Here is a 16,658-nt window from a genome sequence, read left to right as displayed (position 1 = left end):
AAGTCTGCGCCTAGTCCTTTCCCTAGATAAGATCGAATTCGATCTTCGGGATTATGCGCAAGAACAGACGGAGGCAGATCGACCATGGCCGCTGACGCCCGCATTTCCGCGATTACCACACGTATCGTCGAGCGCTCGAAGCCGACACGCGAACGCTATTTGGACCGCCTGCGCAATGCTGCGACGACGGGCGCACAGCGCTCCGTACTCGGTTGCGCCAACCTCGCGCATGGCTTCGCCGTCTGTTCCCCCTCCGAGAAGGATGCACTGGCGGGCGACCGCGTGCCCAATCTCGGTATTATCACCTCCTATAACGACATGCTCTCCGCGCATCAGCCCTTCGAGACCTATCCCGCGATCATTCGCGAGGCAGCTGCAGAGGCCGGCGGCATCGCCCAGGTCGCCGGCGGCGTGCCGGCGATGTGCGACGGCGTCACACAGGGACAGCCGGGCATGGAACTGTCGCTGTTTTCGCGCGATCTGATCGCCATGTCGGCCGGCGTCGGTCTCTCGCACAATATGTTCGATGCGGCCGTCTTCCTCGGCGTCTGCGACAAGATCGTGCCGGGCCTCGTCATCGCCGCCCTCTCCTTCGGCCATCTGCCGGCCGTCTTCATTCCGGCGGGACCGATGACCTCGGGGCTGCCGAATGACGAAAAGTCACGCGTGCGCCAGCTCTTTGCAGAAGGCAAGGTCGGCCGAGCCGAGCTGCTGGAAGCGGAATCGAAGTCCTATCACGGCCCCGGCACCTGCACTTTCTACGGCACGGCCAATTCCAATCAGATGCTGATGGAAATCATGGGTTTCCACATGCCCGGTGCCTCCTTCGTCAATCCCGGTACGCCGCTGCGGGAAGCGCTGACCCGCGAGGCCGCAAAGCGGGCGCTCGCCATCACCGCCATGGGCAATGAATTCACGCCCGCCGGCGAGATGATCGATGAACGCTCGATCGTCAACGGCGTCGTTGGCCTGCATGCGACCGGCGGCTCGACCAATCATACGATGCATCTCGTCGCCATGGCGCGGGCGGCCGGCATCGTGCTGACCTGGCAGGACATTTCCGAGCTTTCGGACATCATCCCGCTGCTTGCCCGCGTCTATCCGAACGGACTTGCAGACGTGAACCATTTCCACGCCGCCGGCGGCATGGGCTTCCTGATCAAAGAGCTCCTGAAGAAGGGGCTGCTGCACGACGATGTCCGCACGGTCGCCGGCCAGGGCCTTTCCGCCTATTCGATCGAGGTGAAGATGGGCGCCGATGGCGGCGTCATCCGCGAGCCGGCGCCGGAAAAGAGCGGCGATCCCAAGGTGCTGGCGGGCGTCGACGCGCCGTTCCAAACCAATGGCGGCCTGAAGATGCTGCGCGGCAATATCGGCAAGGCGGTGATCAAGATTTCCGCCGTCAAGCCGGAGCGCCATGTCATCGAGGCGCCCGCCGTCATCTTCCACGACCAGCTTGAAATGCAGCAGGCGTTCAAGGACGGCAAGCTGAACCGCGATTTTGTTGCCGTCGTCCGCTTCCAGGGCCCGAAGGCGAACGGCATGCCGGAACTGCACAAGCTGACGCCAGCGCTGGGGGTGCTGCAGGACCGCGGCTTCCGCGTGGCACTTCTGACCGACGGGCGCATGTCCGGCGCGTCGGGCAAGGTCCCGGCCGCCATCCACGTCACCCCCGAAGCTGTCGAGGGCGGACCGATCGCCCGTATCAAGGAAGGTGACATCATCCGCATCGACGCGATTGCCGGCACGCTGGAAGTGCTGGTCGACGCCGCGGACATGGCCGAACGCGATCCTGTGGTCGCCGACCTCTCTGCGAACGAATTCGGCATGGGCCGCGAACTGTTCGCCCCCTTCCGCCGCGGCGCCGGCCCGGCCGATCAGGGGGCGAGCGTCCTGTTCCATCATTGAGACGATAACAGCCAAAAATAGCCCCGCGCGGCTGACGCTGCGCGGGGCTTTTTGTTTCAGCTCAAATCAGGCGCGGATATCGAGCACGCGGTCGCGGTGCGAAGGGTGGGTGCTGTAGACGAAGATCTTGTTCATTTCCTTCTCCGACAGAAGGCGCAAGAAACGGACTTCCACCGTGTTGTTGGGGAATATCTTCATCAGGATGCAACCCACCTTGGTGATGCGGGCATCGGGGATGTCGAGATAGAATTGCTTTGGCAGATTATACTGGGTGAGGATCGCCAGGATCGCGCTGCTCTGCGAGATGCGGATGATGTCGCAGCGGCGTGAAGCCAGGTTCATGACGCCTTTTTCCGTATATTCGATCCGCGCCGCGTTCATCGTATCCTCCATCCTGTACCGCACCTCGCGGTCGTACATGAAGGACTCTTCCTTGTTGAGGAAATGGTGGCCTGGATTAGCCGTGCCGGAAGCTGCCATGTCGTAAATCCCTAAAGTATATTACGAAGCTCAGGCTATCAGCCGGTATTTAACAGAAGGTTTGGAAGCGCTAGACCAAGTTGCATTTTATTATATTTGTACACTTGGACTAGCGCTCCCGCGCCCTTGGGAGGATGCCTTATTGCTTACGATAGGTGTGGCCCTCAGCATCGAAGAGATGCAGCTTCTGTCTATCGGCCGCAAAGCGCATCTTCTGCCCGCGTTTAACGTCTGCAATGCCCGGTATCTTGACGATGATCGGCTCACCATCCACCAGGCCTTCGATATAGAGTTGCGTGACCTCGCCAAGCGCTTCGACGATAGAGACCTCGCCCTCGAAGAGGTAATTCTCGTCGGTCGCCACCCGCAGGTCTTCCGGGCGAACGCCGAAGCTTGCGGTCTTGCCTTGCTCGGACGCCGCCGTGGGGATGTCGAGCACCACCGCCTTGCCGCCCGTTAGCGTCACTGTCGTCGTCGCGCCGGTCGCGGTGACCGTCGCCGGGATGATGTTCATCGCCGGCGAGCCGATGAACTTCGCTACGAAGAGGTTGGCCGGATGCTCGTAAAGCTCAAGCGGCGCGCCGACCTGTTCCACGCGACCGGCCGACAATACGACGATGCGGTCGGCCAAGGTCATGGCTTCCACCTGGTCGTGGGTGACGTAGATCATCGTCGTCTCAGGCATGGAGTCGCTGAGCTTAGCGATCTCGATACGCGTCGCCACGCGCAACGCAGCGTCGAGGTTCGATAGCGGTTCGTCGAACAAAAAGACCTTCGGGTTGCGGCAGATGGCGCGACCGATTGCGACACGCTGGCGCTGACCGCCCGAGAGGGCCTTCGGGAGGCGCTCGAGATATTGCGTAAGCTGAAGGCTCGCTGCCGCGGCGCGAACACGGCGGTCGATCTCCTGCTTGCTTTCCCTGGCGATCCGCATGCCGAAGGCCATGTTGTCGTAGACCGTCATGTGAGGATAGAGAGCGTAGGACTGGAAAACCATCGCAATGCCGCGCCGAGACGGCGGCACTTCGTTGACCTTTTGCCCCGCGATGAGCATGTCACCGGAGGTGATGCTCTCGAGCCCGGCGATCATGCGCAGCAATGTGGATTTGCCGCATCCGGACGGCCCAACGAAGACGATGAATTCGCCCTCTTGGATATCCAGATCGATGCCGTGCAGAACATGCACATTTCCGTATGATTTGCGGATGTCCCTTAGAACAAGTCCCGTCATCTATGCTCTCCTCCCCAAAAGCTCAGGCCAGACGCGCGAAATAAGCGCCCCAGGCCGGAATATCGATCTTGTTGCCGTAGTTGTTGCTTGCAAAACCGTGACCGGCCAGAGCCTGCCAACTCCCCTCAGGCAGAGTTGCCGCTGCCTCCGTCGCACTCATGTTGAACACGCAGAGGACGGTTTCGTTGCCGTAGTGACGAGTATACAGCAACACGTCCCCCTGCGGTTCCGTAAAGGCGATCTCACCCTTGGCAAAAGCCGGGTGCTGCTTGCGGAATGCGAGGAAGCGGCGATACTGCTCCAGCACCGAATTCTCATCGCCCTGCTGTACGCTGACGGCACGCAGGATGTGCTCCACCGCTACCGGCAGCCAGGGCTTCACCGTCGAGAAGCCGCCCTGGGCAACTTGGCTGTCCCAGACCATCGGTGTGCGGCAGCCGTCCCGACCTTTGAATTCCGGCCAGAACTGGATGCCGTAGGGATCCTGCAGATCCTGATAGGCAAGATCGGCTTCCGTCAGGCCGAGCTCTTCGCCCTGATAGAGGCAGACCGAGCCGCGCAGTGTCAGGATCAGCGCCGCATATTGCTTGGCAAGCGCATCGCGATCGGCCACCAGGCTGCCCCAGCGGCTGACATGGCGCATTACGTCATGGTTTGAAAATGCCCAGCAGGCCCAGCCCTCCGGCGCGGCGTCGGCGAAATCCTTCATGACGTCTTCGACGCGGTCCGGTGACAGCGGATCGGGCGCCAGGAACTCGAAGGCGTAGCACATGTGCATCTTGTCGTTGCCGGAGGTATATTCGCCGACGATCTCAAGCCCGCGCTGGCTGTCGCCGACTTCGCCGACGGCGGCAATCGCCGGATATTCGTCGAGCACCGCCCGGAAGCGCTGCAGGAACTTCAGATTCTCCGGACGGTTCTTGTCGTAGAGATGCTCCTGGAAATTATAGGGATTGACCGCCGGAGCGGTCGAGGCATTGCGGCGCGACGGCTCCAGTGCTGGATTGTCGCGCAGTTCCCTGTCGTGGAAATAGAAATTGATGGTGTCGAGGCGGAAGCCGTCGACGCCACGGTCGAGCCAGAAACGCACGACATCGAGCAGCCGGTCCTGAACCTCAGGATTATGCAGGTTCAGGTCCGGTTGCGAGATCAGGAAGTTGTGCATGTAATATTGCATGCGGGTCGGATCCCAGGCCCAGGCCGAACCGCCGAAGATCGACAACCAGTTGTTGGGCGGCGTGCCGTCAGGCTTTGCATCGGCCCAGACATACCAATCGGCCTTGGGATTGTCCTTGCTCGAACGGCTTTCGACAAACCACGGATGGCGGTCGGAGCTGTGCGACAGCACCAGATCGATCATCACCTTAATGCCGAGACGATGGGCTTCGGTCATCATCACATCGAAATCGGCAAGTGTGCCGAAGATCGGATCGACATCTTCATAGTTGGAGACGTCATAGCCGAAATCACGCATGGGCGACGTGAAGAACGGCGAAATCCAGATCGCATCGACACCGAGGGCGGCGATATGAGGCAGGCGGACGGCGATCCCCTTCAGGTCGCCGATGCCATCGCCGTTGGAGTCCTGATAGGAGCGCGGATAGATCTGATAGATCACCGCCCCGCGCCACCAGTCCTTGTCCACCGTCGAAATCGATTGAGAGGCAATGCTCATTCTGAATAGGTCCTGTATGGATAGAAAGGTCTTCGATCAGCCCCCCTTCACCGACCCGGCGAGCAGACCGCGCACGAGATAGCGCTGCAGACCGAAGAAGACGAGGAGCGGAATAAGAATGGTGACGAAGGCAGAGGCCGTCAGGATTTCCCAATTGCCGCCGCGCGAGCCGAGCAGGGCATTCAGGGCCGCCGTCAAAACCAGATGATCCTTGTCGGTGCCGAGAAACACCATGGCGATCAGAAGGTCGTTCCAGACCCAGAGGAACTGGAAGATCGCGAAGGAGGCGAGTGCTGGGAAAGACAGCGGCAGGATAATCTTGACGAAGATATCGAAATCGCTGGCGCCGTCGACGCGGGCGGACTCGATGATCTCCTTCGGCAGGCCGGCGATGTAGTTGCGCAGCAGGTAGATCGCGAGCGGCAGACCGAAGGCGGTATGCGCCATCCAGATGCCGGGATAGGTCTTCGACGGCACGCCGAATATCTGGCCGATATCGTTATAGATGCGCAGCAGCGGGATCAGCGACATCTGCAGCGGCACGACGATGAGGCCGACGACAAGCGCGATCAGAAGTGCGCGGCCTGGGAACTCCATCCAGGCCAGCGCATAGGCCGCAAAAGCCGCAATCAGGATCGGGATAATCGTCGCCGGAATCGTGACAGTCAGCGAGTTGATGAAGGACTGACCGATGCCTTCGCCCGTCAGAACAGTGCGATAGTTCTGCAGGGTGAATTGTGGCGGGGTGGCGATGGTCAGATAGATGCGTTTGCCACGCGTATCCGCGTCGAAAGCGGCATTCTTCTGATAGCGATATGTGCCGTCGGCATTGACGGTGAGCGTCTCGCCATTGCCGAGATCGGCGGGCGAACCAACCTTGTAGGCGGCCGGCTCCTGCACGCGCATGCCGAAGGATTCGATCTTGCCGTAACCGCTGTTGCCTTCACCGGCGACAGTGCCGGTGATGACGTAGTTGGGACCATCCTGCGTTGCCTTGTCGGTGCCGGCAAGGCGCACGGCGGTCGTCTGCGTGGAGCCAGCGAAGGCCGTCCACCAACCGGAGACGACGATCTGGTCCCTGTCGCGTAAGGCGGTGACGAAGATACCGAGCGTCGGCAGCAGCCAGATGAGGACGATGAGCAGAACCGCGAAGTGAACGAAGAGGCGGGCGGGGCCGATGCGGCCGAGGTTTCCAAGCATGTCAGCGACCCTTCGTTTCTGCGTTTGCACGACGGATGTTCCAGATCATGATCGGCGTAACGGCGACCATGATGACGAGGGCGATGACGGCACTTCGGCCGGAATCGCCGCCGCCGCGGAACAACCAGTTGAACATCAGGTTTGCGAGGACCATCGTGTTCCACTGACCATTGGTCATGGTGAGCACGATATCGAAGACCTTGAGAACGAGGATGGTGATGGTGGTCCAGACGGTGGCGATCGTGCCCCAGACCTGCGGTACCATGATCTTCCAGAAAATCTGCCAGCCATTGGCACCGTCGATGACGGCCGCTTCAATGGTTTCCTCAGGAATGCCACGAAGGGCGGCCGACAGGATGACCATGGCGAAGCCGGTCTGAATCCAGATCAGCATGACCATCAGGAAGAAATTGTTCCAGAAGGGGATGGTGATCCAGACTTCCGGGGTGCCGCCGAAAAGCTGCACGATCGCGTTCAGCAAGCCGATCTGCGTGTCGGTGCCGCCGCGATATTCATAGATGAACTTCCAGATGACCGATGCGCCGACGAAGGAGATCGCCATCGGCATGAAGATGACTGCCTTGGCGATGTTACCCCACCAGATGCGATCGGTCATAACGGCGATAACGAGACCGAAGAAGGTGCAGGCAGCCGGCACCACGGCGAGCCAGAGGATATTGTTGAAGATCGACTGGCGGAATTCGTTGTCGTTGATGGCCCACGCATAGTTGGCACCACCGACGAATTGATTGCCGTCAGGACCGTAGAAGGACAGGATGAGCGTCGCAACCACCGGATACATCAGGTAGACGGCGAGGAGGAAAAGTGCCGGCCCGAGGAAAAGCCAGGGGCGGATCTGGCCTCGGCGACGCAGATTGACTGCGACCCGGTGAACGTCACCACCCTCTTTTGCCGGGAAAATTATGTCCAGCAGCTTGTTGGAAAAGAGAAAATAGGCGGCGCAAACGGCAACGCCAAATATCATGGCTCCAACCGCCGTCAATATCTGCGAAATCATCCTTCCCTCCCGATTTATTGCTTTTTTGAAGCCACCCGTCAGGCGGCGTCGGCGCCCCCCAAGGCATCGGCCGCGACAGGGTAGAGGACGTCGCCGGGAGATACCGGCGACGCGCTACAGCGATGTTATGATTACTTGATGGAGTCCCAAGCCTTCTGAATTTCGTCGGCGGAGTCCTGAGCCGACTTGCCGCCGACGAAGTCCACCATGCCGGTCCAGAATGCGCCCGCGCCGATCTTACCCGGCATCAGGTCGGAACCGTCGAAGCGGAAGGTGGTGGCGGTCGTCAGGATTTCGCCTTCCTTCTTCAGCGTATCGTTGGCATAGGCAGCCGTGTTGACGCCCTTATACGGGGTCAGGAAGCCGGACTGCGCCATCCAGACTTCCTGGGCGATCGGCGTCTGCAGGAAGTCGATGAAGGCGCGAGCGGCCTTCGAGTCCTTGGTAATCGTTGCCAGCGTGCCGGCGCCGAGAACCGGCTTGCCGAGTTCCGGATGCGATGCAAAGGGCGGGAAGTAGAAGAAGTCGGCGTCTTGGCCGAGCTTCGTTCCCTCCGGGAAGAACGACGGGATGAAAGAAGCCTGCTTGTGCATGTAGCACTTCGGCGGAACCGCAAAGAGACCCTTCGGGCTGTCACGGAAGTCGGTCGAAGCGACGGCGGCGACACCGCCGGCGACATATTTGGCGTTCTTGGCGAACTTGCCGAATTCATCGATGGCGTTGACGACCTTGGGATCATTGAACTTCAGGCTATTGTCGACCCAGCCGTCATAGTCCTTCGGCGATACGGTGCGCAGCATAAGGTCTTCGACCCAGTCGGTCGCCGGCCAGCCGGTGGCGCCGCCGGAGCCGAGACCGATGCACCAGGGGGTGCCGCCGTCCTTGACGATCTGATCGGAAAGCTGGATCAGCTCTTCCATGGTCGTGGGGACCTTATAGCCGGCCTCTTCGAAATTTTCCGGCACATACCAGACAAGCGACTTCAGGTCGGCCTTGTAGGGGAAGGCGTAGAAGGCGTCCTTGCCGTCCTTGCCCTTATAGGTGCCGTAGCCAACCCAGCTATCGCCGGCGCCATAGTTCGTCTTGACCCAGTTAGCGAGATCGTCGCCGAGCGGCGTCAGATAGCCCTTGCTGGCAAGGTTGGCGAGCAGGCCCGGTTGCGGCAGGATCGCGACGTTCGGCGGAGAGCCGGCCTGCGTGTCGATAACGATCTGCTGCTCGTAGTTTTCCGAGGACGAATATTTGGCGTTTACGCCTGTCGCCTCAGTGAAATAATTCAGGACGCTGGTGAAGAGCGCTTCATCTTCGCCGCGCCATGGTCCGAAGATGGTCAGCGTCTCGCCCTTCAAATCCGCATGGGCAGACTTGAAATCGTCAAAGCTCTTCCAGTTGAACTTGGAGTCCTGGCCTGGCTGGAACTTCAAATCGGCAGCCATTGCCGTACCGGCGGCCAAGGCTGCAACGGCGACGGTCATCAAAAACAATTTCTTCATGTGGTTGTCCTCCCAAATACAAATCCCACGAGCCCGAACACATCCCGCGTGTTACGCGCTCATTTCTCAAAGCGCTTTGGCTACTCACTCATTCCATTGCGGGCAGAGCAAAGTCAAGCGAATTTGTGAATTCGACTAATATACACCTAAATCTCGCGATGCAGCATGTAATGAGCATCAATATTTCGCAAATTACCTTGTTTCAAATGCGTCGCCTGCTACATAGTCAAAAGCGCTTTGGAAGCCAGTAACATGGCGGGGGGAAGCTATCGCGCCACTGATAATGGGCAAATGGAGGAGCGGAGCCACGTGAATCTGAAGCAGCTATCGCAAATGTTAGGCCTGTCGCAGACCACGGTCAGCCGTGCTTTGAACGGATATCCGGAGGTCAATCGCGAGACCCGCGAGCGGGTGCTCAAAGCGGTTCGGGAAACAGGTTATCGTCCCAACAAGGCGGCGCAACGTCTGGCGACCGGCAAGGCCGGCTCCATTGGTCTGGTCATGCCGACGGCGCCCGGCCATCCCTCCGACGTGCATTTCAGCGAGTTCCTGACCGGCCTCGGTGAAGAGGCGTTGCGGCATGATTTCCATTTCGTTCTGACGCCGGCCGATCCGAACGATGAAGTCGGTGCGCTGAAGCGACTTGCCGCCAGCGGTAATGTCGACGCGCTGTTCATCACCTATATGCGCGGCCATGATCCACGCCTCGAAATGCTGAAATCATTGTCCATACCCTTCCTGGTGCATGGACGATCTTTTGGGACGGAGCCGGATTACCCCTATCTCGACATCGACAACGAGGCGGCCTTCTACGACGCCACGAAACTGCTACTGCAGCTTGGCCACAAACGTTTTGCGCTGCTGAATGGCCCGATCTATCTCGATTTCGCCATCCGGCGGAAAAACGGCGTGACCGCAGCGCTTGCCGAACGCGGCCTGACGCTGAACGAAGCTTGTGTCAGCCATACGGCGATGACCGATGAACAAGGCCTGTTCGCCATGGAGCGCATCCTGCAGCTCGACGAGCGGCCAACCGCCATCCTCTGTTCCAGCACCGTGCTGGCGCTCGGCGCGGTGCGCGCCATCAACCAAGCGAAACTAAAGCTCGGCGAGGATATTTCGCTGATCGCCCACGACGATGTGCTGACGCTGCTGAAACCGGAGAATTTCACCGTACCGCTGACGACCACGCGCTCGTCGCTGCGCGCTGCGGGCGTACGCGTCGCCGAGCGGCTGATCGGCGAGATCAAACAACTCGATACATTTCCCGAGCAGGAACTTTGGAAAACCGAGCTGATCGTGCGCGCCTCGACCGGCGTGGCGCCGGCCGAGTAACACATTTAATTGGCACGATCTCATCCGAAAACCACGGCACACTTTTCGCTGCGCGGTCCTTCGGTTCGGGATCATGCTCCAACGGTCAGAACCTCGGCGCCGGCCTGCCGGCAGCACGATGTGCGGCAATGGCTGTATTGGCCATCAGCATGGCGATGGTCATCGGGCCGACACCGCCCGGCACCGGCGTGATGACGGCAGCAACTTCCGCCGCCTCGGCAAAGGCGACATCGCCGACAAGGCGTGTCTTGCCTTCACCCTTGTCCGGTGCGGCAATGCGGTTGATGCCGACATCGATGACGGTGGCACCGGGCTTGACCCAATCCGCCTTGACCATCTCCGGCCGGCCGACCGCTGCCACCAGGATATCGGCACTGCGCGCAACCGCCGGCAGGTCCTTGGTCTTCGAATGCGCCGTCGTCACCGTCGCATTGGCATGCAGCAGCAGTTGCGCCATCGGCTTGCCGAACAGGTTCGAGCGGCCGATGACGACGGCGGTAAGACCCGACAGGTCCTCGCCATGCACACGGCGCACCAACAACATGGCGCCGGCCGGCGTGCAGGAGATCAGCCCGGTGGCGAGATCGCCGGTGGCCAGCTTGCCGGCATTGATGACATGAAGGCCGTCGACATCCTTGTCCGGCCGGATCGACTGGATGATCGCCTCCGAGTTCAAATGTTTCGGCAGCGGCAGCTGCACCAGGATGCCGTGGATGGACGCATCCTCGTTCAGCGAGGCCACCAGCCTTGCCAGCTCGTCCTGCGTCGTCTCGGCCGGCAGCGTGTGCTGGATGGAGGTGAAGCCGCATTCCTTGGCCATGCGGCCCTTGGCCCCGACATAGGTGTGGCTGGCCGGATCGTCGCCGACGATGACGACGGCCAGGCCGGTCTTCACACCCGTGTCCTTTTCCAGTGCTGCGGTCGCCGTCTTCACCGCATCAATTACCGAAGCAGCCACCTGCTTGCCATCGATCACAGTCGTCACGCCTATCTCCCGGTATAATTTCGGCGGCAATCTACAAGCCTTCAGCCCGGCTGATTTGCCTGCCAACGCCCTATGGTGTCTGAAAGCGGTAATTGCAAGGAGAAATCGGCCGCAAGGTCAGTCGCGCACCGTCTGCCGGCGCGAAGCATAAGTCTCCACTTTCGCGCGCAATTGCGCCAGTTCGCGCTGGACCTGTATCAGCTCCCCCGTGACGACGGGTCGATCATTGGCAACGGGAATGGTGACATCGAAGCGAGGTTGCGGCAGGTCGGGCATCGGTCGCGGCAGCGGGGCCGGCTCGGCGTCGTGATTGAAAACCGGTTCGTGCACTATGATGCGCCCAGCTGTCTGATCCTCCGGAAGCGGCGCCCCACCCATCCATTTTCGCAGGAAAACCAGGCTAAGCGCCGCACCGAGGCCCATCAGGAAACCCGCGGTCTGACGGCCCGCAAGATTGTCGTCGAGCGGCGCCTTGGCGGCGACGGCGGGAGCGATAACGGCGATCGGCACCTCGACTTCGGGCGCAGCCGTATCTGTGTCTTGCAGATCGGCATCATAGCGCCTCTGGGCCGCCGCAACCTCGTCCTGCAACTGGACCAGGCGGGCCATGTCGACATCGATGCTTTTCTGGGTGAGAGCAGTCATTCGCGCTGTGAGTGTCGTCCGGTTCTCAGTTGCATCTTTCAGGGTCGCATCGCTGTTGGCGACCAGACGCTGGAGCTGGTTGCGGATATCGGCAGCCAGGGTGTCGACCGTCACCTGCTGCGCCAGCAGACGGGGATGGCGAGGGCCGAGCTGCGTCGACAGTTGGGACAGCACAACCTTTGCAGCGCTGTAGCGGTTGCGCACATCATCGAGACCGGCAGACGACAGATCGCCCGACAGCGCGCCACTCATGACGCTGGCAGCCGTGGCGGACTTGGCGGCCAAGACACGGGCCTTCGCGCTTTGTACTGCGGCTTCGGAGGCTTTGATCTCGCCATCCAACTGCTGGCGCTGCTGCTGAAGATCCAGCGCCGCCTCGATCTTGTCGTCACCATATTGCGCCTTGAAATCGGCTAAGGCGGCCTTGGCCTGATCGAGGTCCGTCAGGCGCCGGTCGGCAGGCGGGCTGGCTTTGCCAACCAGGGCCGCACCTTGCGCGGCGGTGGCGTCGTAAATCGTCGCATCGGCCAGGCGGTTGGCGATCTCGGCCGATCTTGCGGGATTGGCTGTGGCGACGGCGAGATGCAAGGTGCCGCTCGGCAGATCCGTGGTGACGGTGACGTCTTTGCGAAGTTCGGCCTGCGCGCGCGAGGGCGCATCGGAAGCGTTGCCATTGCCGGACAGCAATTCCACAGCAACACCGAACGCGCCGGCCTGATCGCCGGTAAATTCCGGATCGCGGTCGAGTTTCAGTCTGGCGACGAGATCGGAAAGCAAGGACGGCGCGACGATGCGTTTGGCAGTAACATCCAGAAGCGCTTGTCGCGCGGCCCCCTGCCCTTCTATCTGCAGCGTGGTGTGAGAGACATAACGCGGTGGAGCCGGCAACATTGTTGGAATGAACGCGCCTGCCATCGAGGCGACGATGACGAAGGCTATGGAGCCGAGCCCGAACGTCCAGCTACGATGGGGCAAGGGCGCGATCGTTGAAACGGCTGGCGAATCGACCAGAAGCGAAAGGTCGATCCCGGTGTCTTCAATACGGGGAGAGACCAATGATTGATCGACGATCGGCTCCGGCTGCCGATCAACGATCATTTCGCGAACGATGGGACGGTTTTGCAGGATGCCGCGGATGCGATCGGGCAACGGCTGAGCTTCTTTGGCCTCGGCCACTGCGGATTTTTTCTGCCCAGAGACAGGATAGTGGTCGCCGTCCAGCATCTTTTGGATGACGGCCAGCAATTCCGCATCGCTCCCAGCTTGGCGATCGGCCGTCTGGATATTGGCTGCAATGAGATAGCCATCCTTCCCGCGATTGAAATAGGCATGGCGCCCGGTGCCGCGGGCGGCCTCGAAGGCTTCCGCATCATCGGGGTGAGGTCTGGTCCTGGCCTTGCTTTCGAACATGGCGGGTTATCTCGCGCGCATGGTCAGCGACCGATGCAGATGGTTAACCCACTCTAAATTTTCATGGCAAAGAAAAGGTTAACAGCCGTCGCGAAAGCGATCAGCCGGCAAGCTTGTCGCGCGAAGGAAGCTGCAGCAGAGGCGCGGACTGTGGCTCGGTGGCACGCAGAATGCGCTCCTTTCGGCCGAACTGATGTCGGATGACCTGATAAAGGAAGAGCGGTACGCCGAGCATGTAACGCCGCCACAGCCTGCTCGGCTCCTGGAGCAGACGGTACATCCATTCAAAGCGCAGTGCGCGCATCAGAGCCGGAGCACGCGGCACTGTGCCCGAGACGAAATCGAAAAGCGCACCGACCGTCAGCACCAGCCGGGCATGCTGCGCATCGATATGCTCAGCAACCCATTTTTCCTGCAGCGGCGTCCCCATGCCGACGACCAGCACATCGATATTCTGACGACCGACCTCCGCGGTGATCAGATTGCTTTGCGCCTTATCGAAATAGCCGTCCGCAATGACGATGAACTCATGCCACGGTGCATGCTTGCGGAAATTTTCCGCAGCCTTTTCAATAACATCGCGGCGACCACCGATCAGGCCGATACGCTTCGGTCGCTCCATGAAGGTCAGCAGAGCCGGCACGAAATCGGTGCCGTTCAAATTGGCCGGAAAGGAGACGCCATGGGCAACCCGCGAGGCTATATCCAGGCCGACGCCATCGGGCAGGATAAGGTTTTGCGCCAGTACGTCGCGATAACCTCCGTCGTTCAGCATAAGCAGCATGTTGTGGGCGTTGACGAAGGAGATGACGGTCTGGCCGACCGGAAGGGACGCCAGCTCGTTGATGAAGGTCAGTGCATCTTCCCAATTGAGGTCGCAGACCGGCAAGTCGAAAATCATTCGACGCGAAGCGAGCACGGCAAAATTTGCGACCAGATTCACCCAAGACCTCCTGCCGCAGACGCTTCATACGCCCGACGCCGGCAAATTTCTCGACGCAGATCCTCCACCGCCTGTCCAATCGGTGACATCGGAAACGTCGCTGATGGTGCTTATAACAAGGCGATCCCAAGCTTCCGTTAGGAAAATCGATCGGAATTGCGGAAGGGAAGCAGGGTTTTGTTAACGCTGTTTCGGGCGACGGACGTAGCAGGCCGCTCCGTAACCGGAGCGGCCATCACGGGGTTCAACAAGCCTACTCCGCGGCCTTCGGCACCATGTCCGGCGTCGGATCGCCCTGGACGATCTTTACGGGCTTGACGGTTTTCTTGCCGGCACCGCCGCCGTTGTTGATCTCATCCTTGGAGAGGTAGTCGAGCTGTTCGACCAGAACATCGGCGACGTAATCGCCGCCAAGGCGTTCGTTCATGTTCTTCTTGATGTCGCTGCGGAAGCTCGCAACATCGAAGTTGGCTGTATGGGCGATGTCGATCGCCTTATTGCCCACCAGCAATGAATAGAGTTCGTCCGTCGTCAATTCCGTCAGCGGCGTCTGTAGCTGGCTCGCCTTGCCCTTCTCCATCATGAAGGAGATACGGGTGATGAAATAGCCGCTCACCTGGCCGTTGGCGATAACGGGGACGTTGATCGATTCGCCCTTGACGAATTCCTGCTGCGCCTTCTTGGCGTCGTCAGGATTGGTCGCGGGCGCCGTCGCCATCTGCACCGAAAAATAGACCGAAGCCAGCGTTACGGCGCAGACCCAGAGGCCGGTGAGGACGAGCTTGATCATCCGGCCTCACGAACGCGGAATTGCTCCTGCGAATAGGTGCCATCCGCATCCGCGTTCTGCACCGCATTCTTCAGGATATCGGCGACGGCTCGAACGGCTTCGAGATGGGCTTCGACGCGACGCGCGTTCAAGACCAGCTTCTTCTTCAGTCCGTGCAACTGCTCGATATGGGTGACGGCGAGTTCGGCCGGATTGGTATCGCGAAACAGCATCGACAATTCGTAGAGGCAGCGGCTCTTGTGAGCATTCGAAACCTTGAGATCGAATTCCGGATCGGTGCCGATCCGGCTATTTTCGTTGTCGATGATCATCTCCAGGCGGCCAAGGACCGTCTTGATCCGGTAGTCGTTCGAAATTACTTCCATGTTTTTCCCCCCGCTCATACTTTCTTGGACGTCAGCGTGTCTTGATTGGTGACCGTCGTATCGCTGTCACCATTGGTATCGGCTGCGGCGAGTGTCTTTCGCTGGAAATCGGTGATTGCGCTCAGGGCCATCTTCTTGTCGTTCTCATTGGTCGCCGAGTTGATGGCGCCGGTGTTGCGCATCTTGGAAACCTGTTCCTGATACATTTTCTCGGCTATGCCGACGCCGCCGTTCTTGGCGATGGTATTGCCGAGCTGCTCGGCCATCATGCCCTTCCAGATTTCGCCGGCGGAGCCCTTGCCATAGAGTGTTTCGCTGTTCGGCAGCATGTTCTTTACGAAATTCTGCAGCACCATGGCTTCGAACTTGCGATAGACCTGCGGAACTTTCGTCGGCGCGGTATGCGTATTGGCATTGCTCAGGCCGGCCTGTGTTGCGGCGCTGTTAAGCGCGTCCACGGTGGAGCCGAAACCATTGCCGTTTTCCGCGAGGCTGGTAGCGGCGAAGGCAGCCCTGTTGGCCGCGAGCTTCTCCTGGGCCGCCTGCACGTCGGCTGGATTGGCGGCCTGGACGACATCCAGGACCAAATCACTCGGAGGCGAAATAGCCACGTCACGTTTCCTTTCACTAAAGCATGATCCCGGGACGCGTGAAGCAACCATCGAGCAAGGTCATGCCGGATCGAACGGTTAGAGCAAGGCGGCCATTCGACGATACGCCACCTTGTTCTAAGATCGTGGTGATTATGGTTTTTGAACCTTGCTGGAGGCTGGCGTGGCGTCCGCGAAGCGCTGATCGATGATATCATAGACAGCATTGTCGTCCGCCTCGCGCGTTTCCAACTCGCGAGCGTCCATCATATGATCTTCCAACCGATCGGCCTTGGTGCGCTCTTGCAGGACCTTCGTTTCGATCAGCTTCTGGATGCCGTCGAGCTGCTGATCCTTGAGCGTCAGGCGGGCATAGCGCTCGGCGTATTGGACCGAAAACACCATATGCACCGGATCGGCCGAGCTGATCGCATCGATCAGCTTTTCCATCGACTGGCTGACCTCGTTGCGCTGGCGGGTCGTATCCGCAAGCTCGTTTTCCGCTATCCGCTCAAGATGGCGCTGTACGGCGACGAGGCGCTTCAATTTTTCGGATCGGTTTTTTTCTGCCACAGCTTTCGCCTCGCCCC

The 16,658-nt window shown here is 60.0% G+C and carries 15 protein-coding genes; 2 read left to right on the top strand and 13 right to left on the bottom strand.

Annotated features, from left to right (window positions below):
* Window positions 1–84: 84 nt before the first annotated feature.
* The gene (gene edd / locus FHT86_RS19510) at window positions 85–1,908 is read left to right on the top strand and encodes a phosphogluconate dehydratase (protein ID WP_133708470.1); all 1,824 of its coding nucleotides are present in this window, start codon (window positions 85–87) and stop codon (window positions 1,906–1,908) included.
* A gap of 66 nt (window positions 1,909–1,974) precedes the next feature.
* Here edd and FHT86_RS19505 read toward each other — a convergent pair whose 3' ends face one another.
* From FHT86_RS19505 to FHT86_RS19480, 6 genes are all read right to left on the bottom strand, one after another.
* On the bottom strand, window positions 1,975–2,388 hold the full coding sequence (locus tag FHT86_RS19505) for a hypothetical protein (RefSeq protein ID WP_183868845.1): 414 nt from the start codon (window positions 2,386–2,388) through the stop codon (window positions 1,975–1,977).
* Between the two features lie 139 nt (window positions 2,389–2,527).
* Entirely contained in the window at window positions 2,528–3,619 is a 1,092-nt protein-coding gene (locus tag FHT86_RS19500; protein WP_133708469.1) for an ABC transporter ATP-binding protein, read from the bottom strand.
* Between the two features lie 22 nt (window positions 3,620–3,641).
* Window positions 3,642–5,294, bottom strand: coding sequence for an alpha-glucosidase (locus FHT86_RS19495; RefSeq protein WP_133708468.1), 1,653 nt, complete (start codon window positions 5,292–5,294; stop codon window positions 3,642–3,644).
* 36 nt (window positions 5,295–5,330) lie between these two features.
* The gene (locus FHT86_RS19490) at window positions 5,331–6,494 is read right to left on the bottom strand and encodes a carbohydrate ABC transporter permease (protein WP_133708467.1); all 1,164 of its coding nucleotides are present in this window, start codon (window positions 6,492–6,494) and stop codon (window positions 5,331–5,333) included.
* A gap of 1 nt (window position 6,495) precedes the next feature.
* Complete coding sequence (locus tag FHT86_RS19485) at window positions 6,496–7,512, bottom strand: carbohydrate ABC transporter permease (protein WP_133708466.1); 1,017 nt, start codon at window positions 7,510–7,512, stop codon at window positions 6,496–6,498.
* Between the two features lie 131 nt (window positions 7,513–7,643).
* Entirely contained in the window at window positions 7,644–9,005 is a 1,362-nt protein-coding gene (locus FHT86_RS19480) for an ABC transporter substrate-binding protein (RefSeq protein WP_133708465.1), read from the bottom strand.
* A gap of 309 nt (window positions 9,006–9,314) precedes the next feature.
* Between FHT86_RS19480 and FHT86_RS19475 the strand changes: the two genes are divergently transcribed.
* Entirely contained in the window at window positions 9,315–10,340 is a 1,026-nt protein-coding gene (locus tag FHT86_RS19475) for a LacI family DNA-binding transcriptional regulator (protein ID WP_133708464.1), read from the top strand.
* Window positions 10,341–10,425: 85 nt separating this feature from the next.
* Here the strand turns inward: FHT86_RS19475 and FHT86_RS19470 are convergent, their stop codons facing one another.
* From FHT86_RS19470 to FHT86_RS19440, 7 genes are all read right to left on the bottom strand, one after another.
* Window positions 10,426–11,325 carry a bifunctional methylenetetrahydrofolate dehydrogenase/methenyltetrahydrofolate cyclohydrolase gene (locus tag FHT86_RS19470; RefSeq protein WP_133708463.1) on the bottom strand — a complete coding sequence of 300 codons (900 nt, stop codon included), beginning with the start codon at window positions 11,323–11,325 and terminating at the stop codon, window positions 10,426–10,428.
* Between the two features lie 117 nt (window positions 11,326–11,442).
* A complete protein-coding gene (locus tag FHT86_RS19465; protein ID WP_133708462.1) occupies window positions 11,443–13,380 on the bottom strand; it encodes a succinoglycan biosynthesis protein exop in 1,938 nt (645 codons plus the stop codon).
* Between the two features lie 100 nt (window positions 13,381–13,480).
* Window positions 13,481–14,323: a WecB/TagA/CpsF family glycosyltransferase gene (locus tag FHT86_RS19460; RefSeq protein ID WP_133708461.1), complete on the bottom strand. Its 843-nt coding sequence runs from the start codon at window positions 14,321–14,323 to the stop codon at window positions 13,481–13,483.
* Between the two features lie 253 nt (window positions 14,324–14,576).
* The gene (locus tag FHT86_RS19455; RefSeq protein WP_133708460.1) at window positions 14,577–15,113 is read right to left on the bottom strand and encodes a hypothetical protein; all 537 of its coding nucleotides are present in this window, start codon (window positions 15,111–15,113) and stop codon (window positions 14,577–14,579) included.
* Window positions 15,110–15,478, bottom strand: a complete 369-nt coding sequence (locus tag FHT86_RS19450) for a hypothetical protein (RefSeq protein WP_133708459.1) — start codon at window positions 15,476–15,478, stop codon at window positions 15,110–15,112. Before FHT86_RS19450 ends, FHT86_RS19455 begins: the two co-directional genes overlap by 4 nt.
* Window positions 15,479–15,492: 14 nt before the next feature.
* Window positions 15,493–16,089 (bottom strand): rod-binding protein, encoded by a 597-nt coding sequence (locus FHT86_RS19445; RefSeq protein ID WP_133708458.1) that lies wholly within the window; start codon window positions 16,087–16,089, stop codon window positions 15,493–15,495.
* A gap of 132 nt (window positions 16,090–16,221) precedes the next feature.
* Window positions 16,222–16,641, bottom strand: a complete 420-nt coding sequence (locus FHT86_RS19440) for a hypothetical protein (protein WP_133708457.1) — start codon at window positions 16,639–16,641, stop codon at window positions 16,222–16,224.
* Between the last annotated feature and the right edge of the window lie 17 nt (window positions 16,642–16,658).

The sequence above is a fragment of the Rhizobium sp. BK313 genome, from assembly GCF_014193655.1.
Taxonomy (GTDB): domain Bacteria; phylum Pseudomonadota; class Alphaproteobacteria; order Rhizobiales; family Rhizobiaceae; genus Rhizobium.
This window is presented reverse-complemented; position numbering and strand designations above follow the sequence as displayed.

What these genes read in the sequence shown, in the direction of transcription:
- edd (WP_133708470.1), top strand. Translation starts at nt 85, where the DNA reads ATGGCCGCTGACGCCCGCATTTCCGCGATTACCACACGTATCGTCGAG.
- FHT86_RS19505 (WP_183868845.1), bottom strand. Translation starts at nt 2,388, where the DNA reads ATGGCAGCTTCCGGCACGGCTAATCCAGGCCACCATTTCCTCAACAAG.
- FHT86_RS19500 (WP_133708469.1), bottom strand. Translation starts at nt 3,619, where the DNA reads ATGACGGGACTTGTTCTAAGGGACATCCGCAAATCATACGGAAATGTG.
- FHT86_RS19495 (WP_133708468.1), bottom strand. Translation starts at nt 5,294, where the DNA reads ATGAGCATTGCCTCTCAATCGATTTCGACGGTGGACAAGGACTGGTGG.
- FHT86_RS19490 (WP_133708467.1), bottom strand. Translation starts at nt 6,494, where the DNA reads ATGCTTGGAAACCTCGGCCGCATCGGCCCCGCCCGCCTCTTCGTTCAC.
- FHT86_RS19485 (WP_133708466.1), bottom strand. Translation starts at nt 7,512, where the DNA reads ATGATTTCGCAGATATTGACGGCGGTTGGAGCCATGATATTTGGCGTT.
- FHT86_RS19480 (WP_133708465.1), bottom strand. Translation starts at nt 9,005, where the DNA reads ATGAAGAAATTGTTTTTGATGACCGTCGCCGTTGCAGCCTTGGCCGCC.
- FHT86_RS19465 (WP_133708462.1), bottom strand. Translation starts at nt 13,380, where the DNA reads ATGTTCGAAAGCAAGGCCAGGACCAGACCTCACCCCGATGATGCGGAA.
- FHT86_RS19455 (WP_133708460.1), bottom strand. Translation starts at nt 15,113, where the DNA reads ATGATCAAGCTCGTCCTCACCGGCCTCTGGGTCTGCGCCGTAACGCTG.
- FHT86_RS19450 (WP_133708459.1), bottom strand. Translation starts at nt 15,478, where the DNA reads ATGGAAGTAATTTCGAACGACTACCGGATCAAGACGGTCCTTGGCCGC.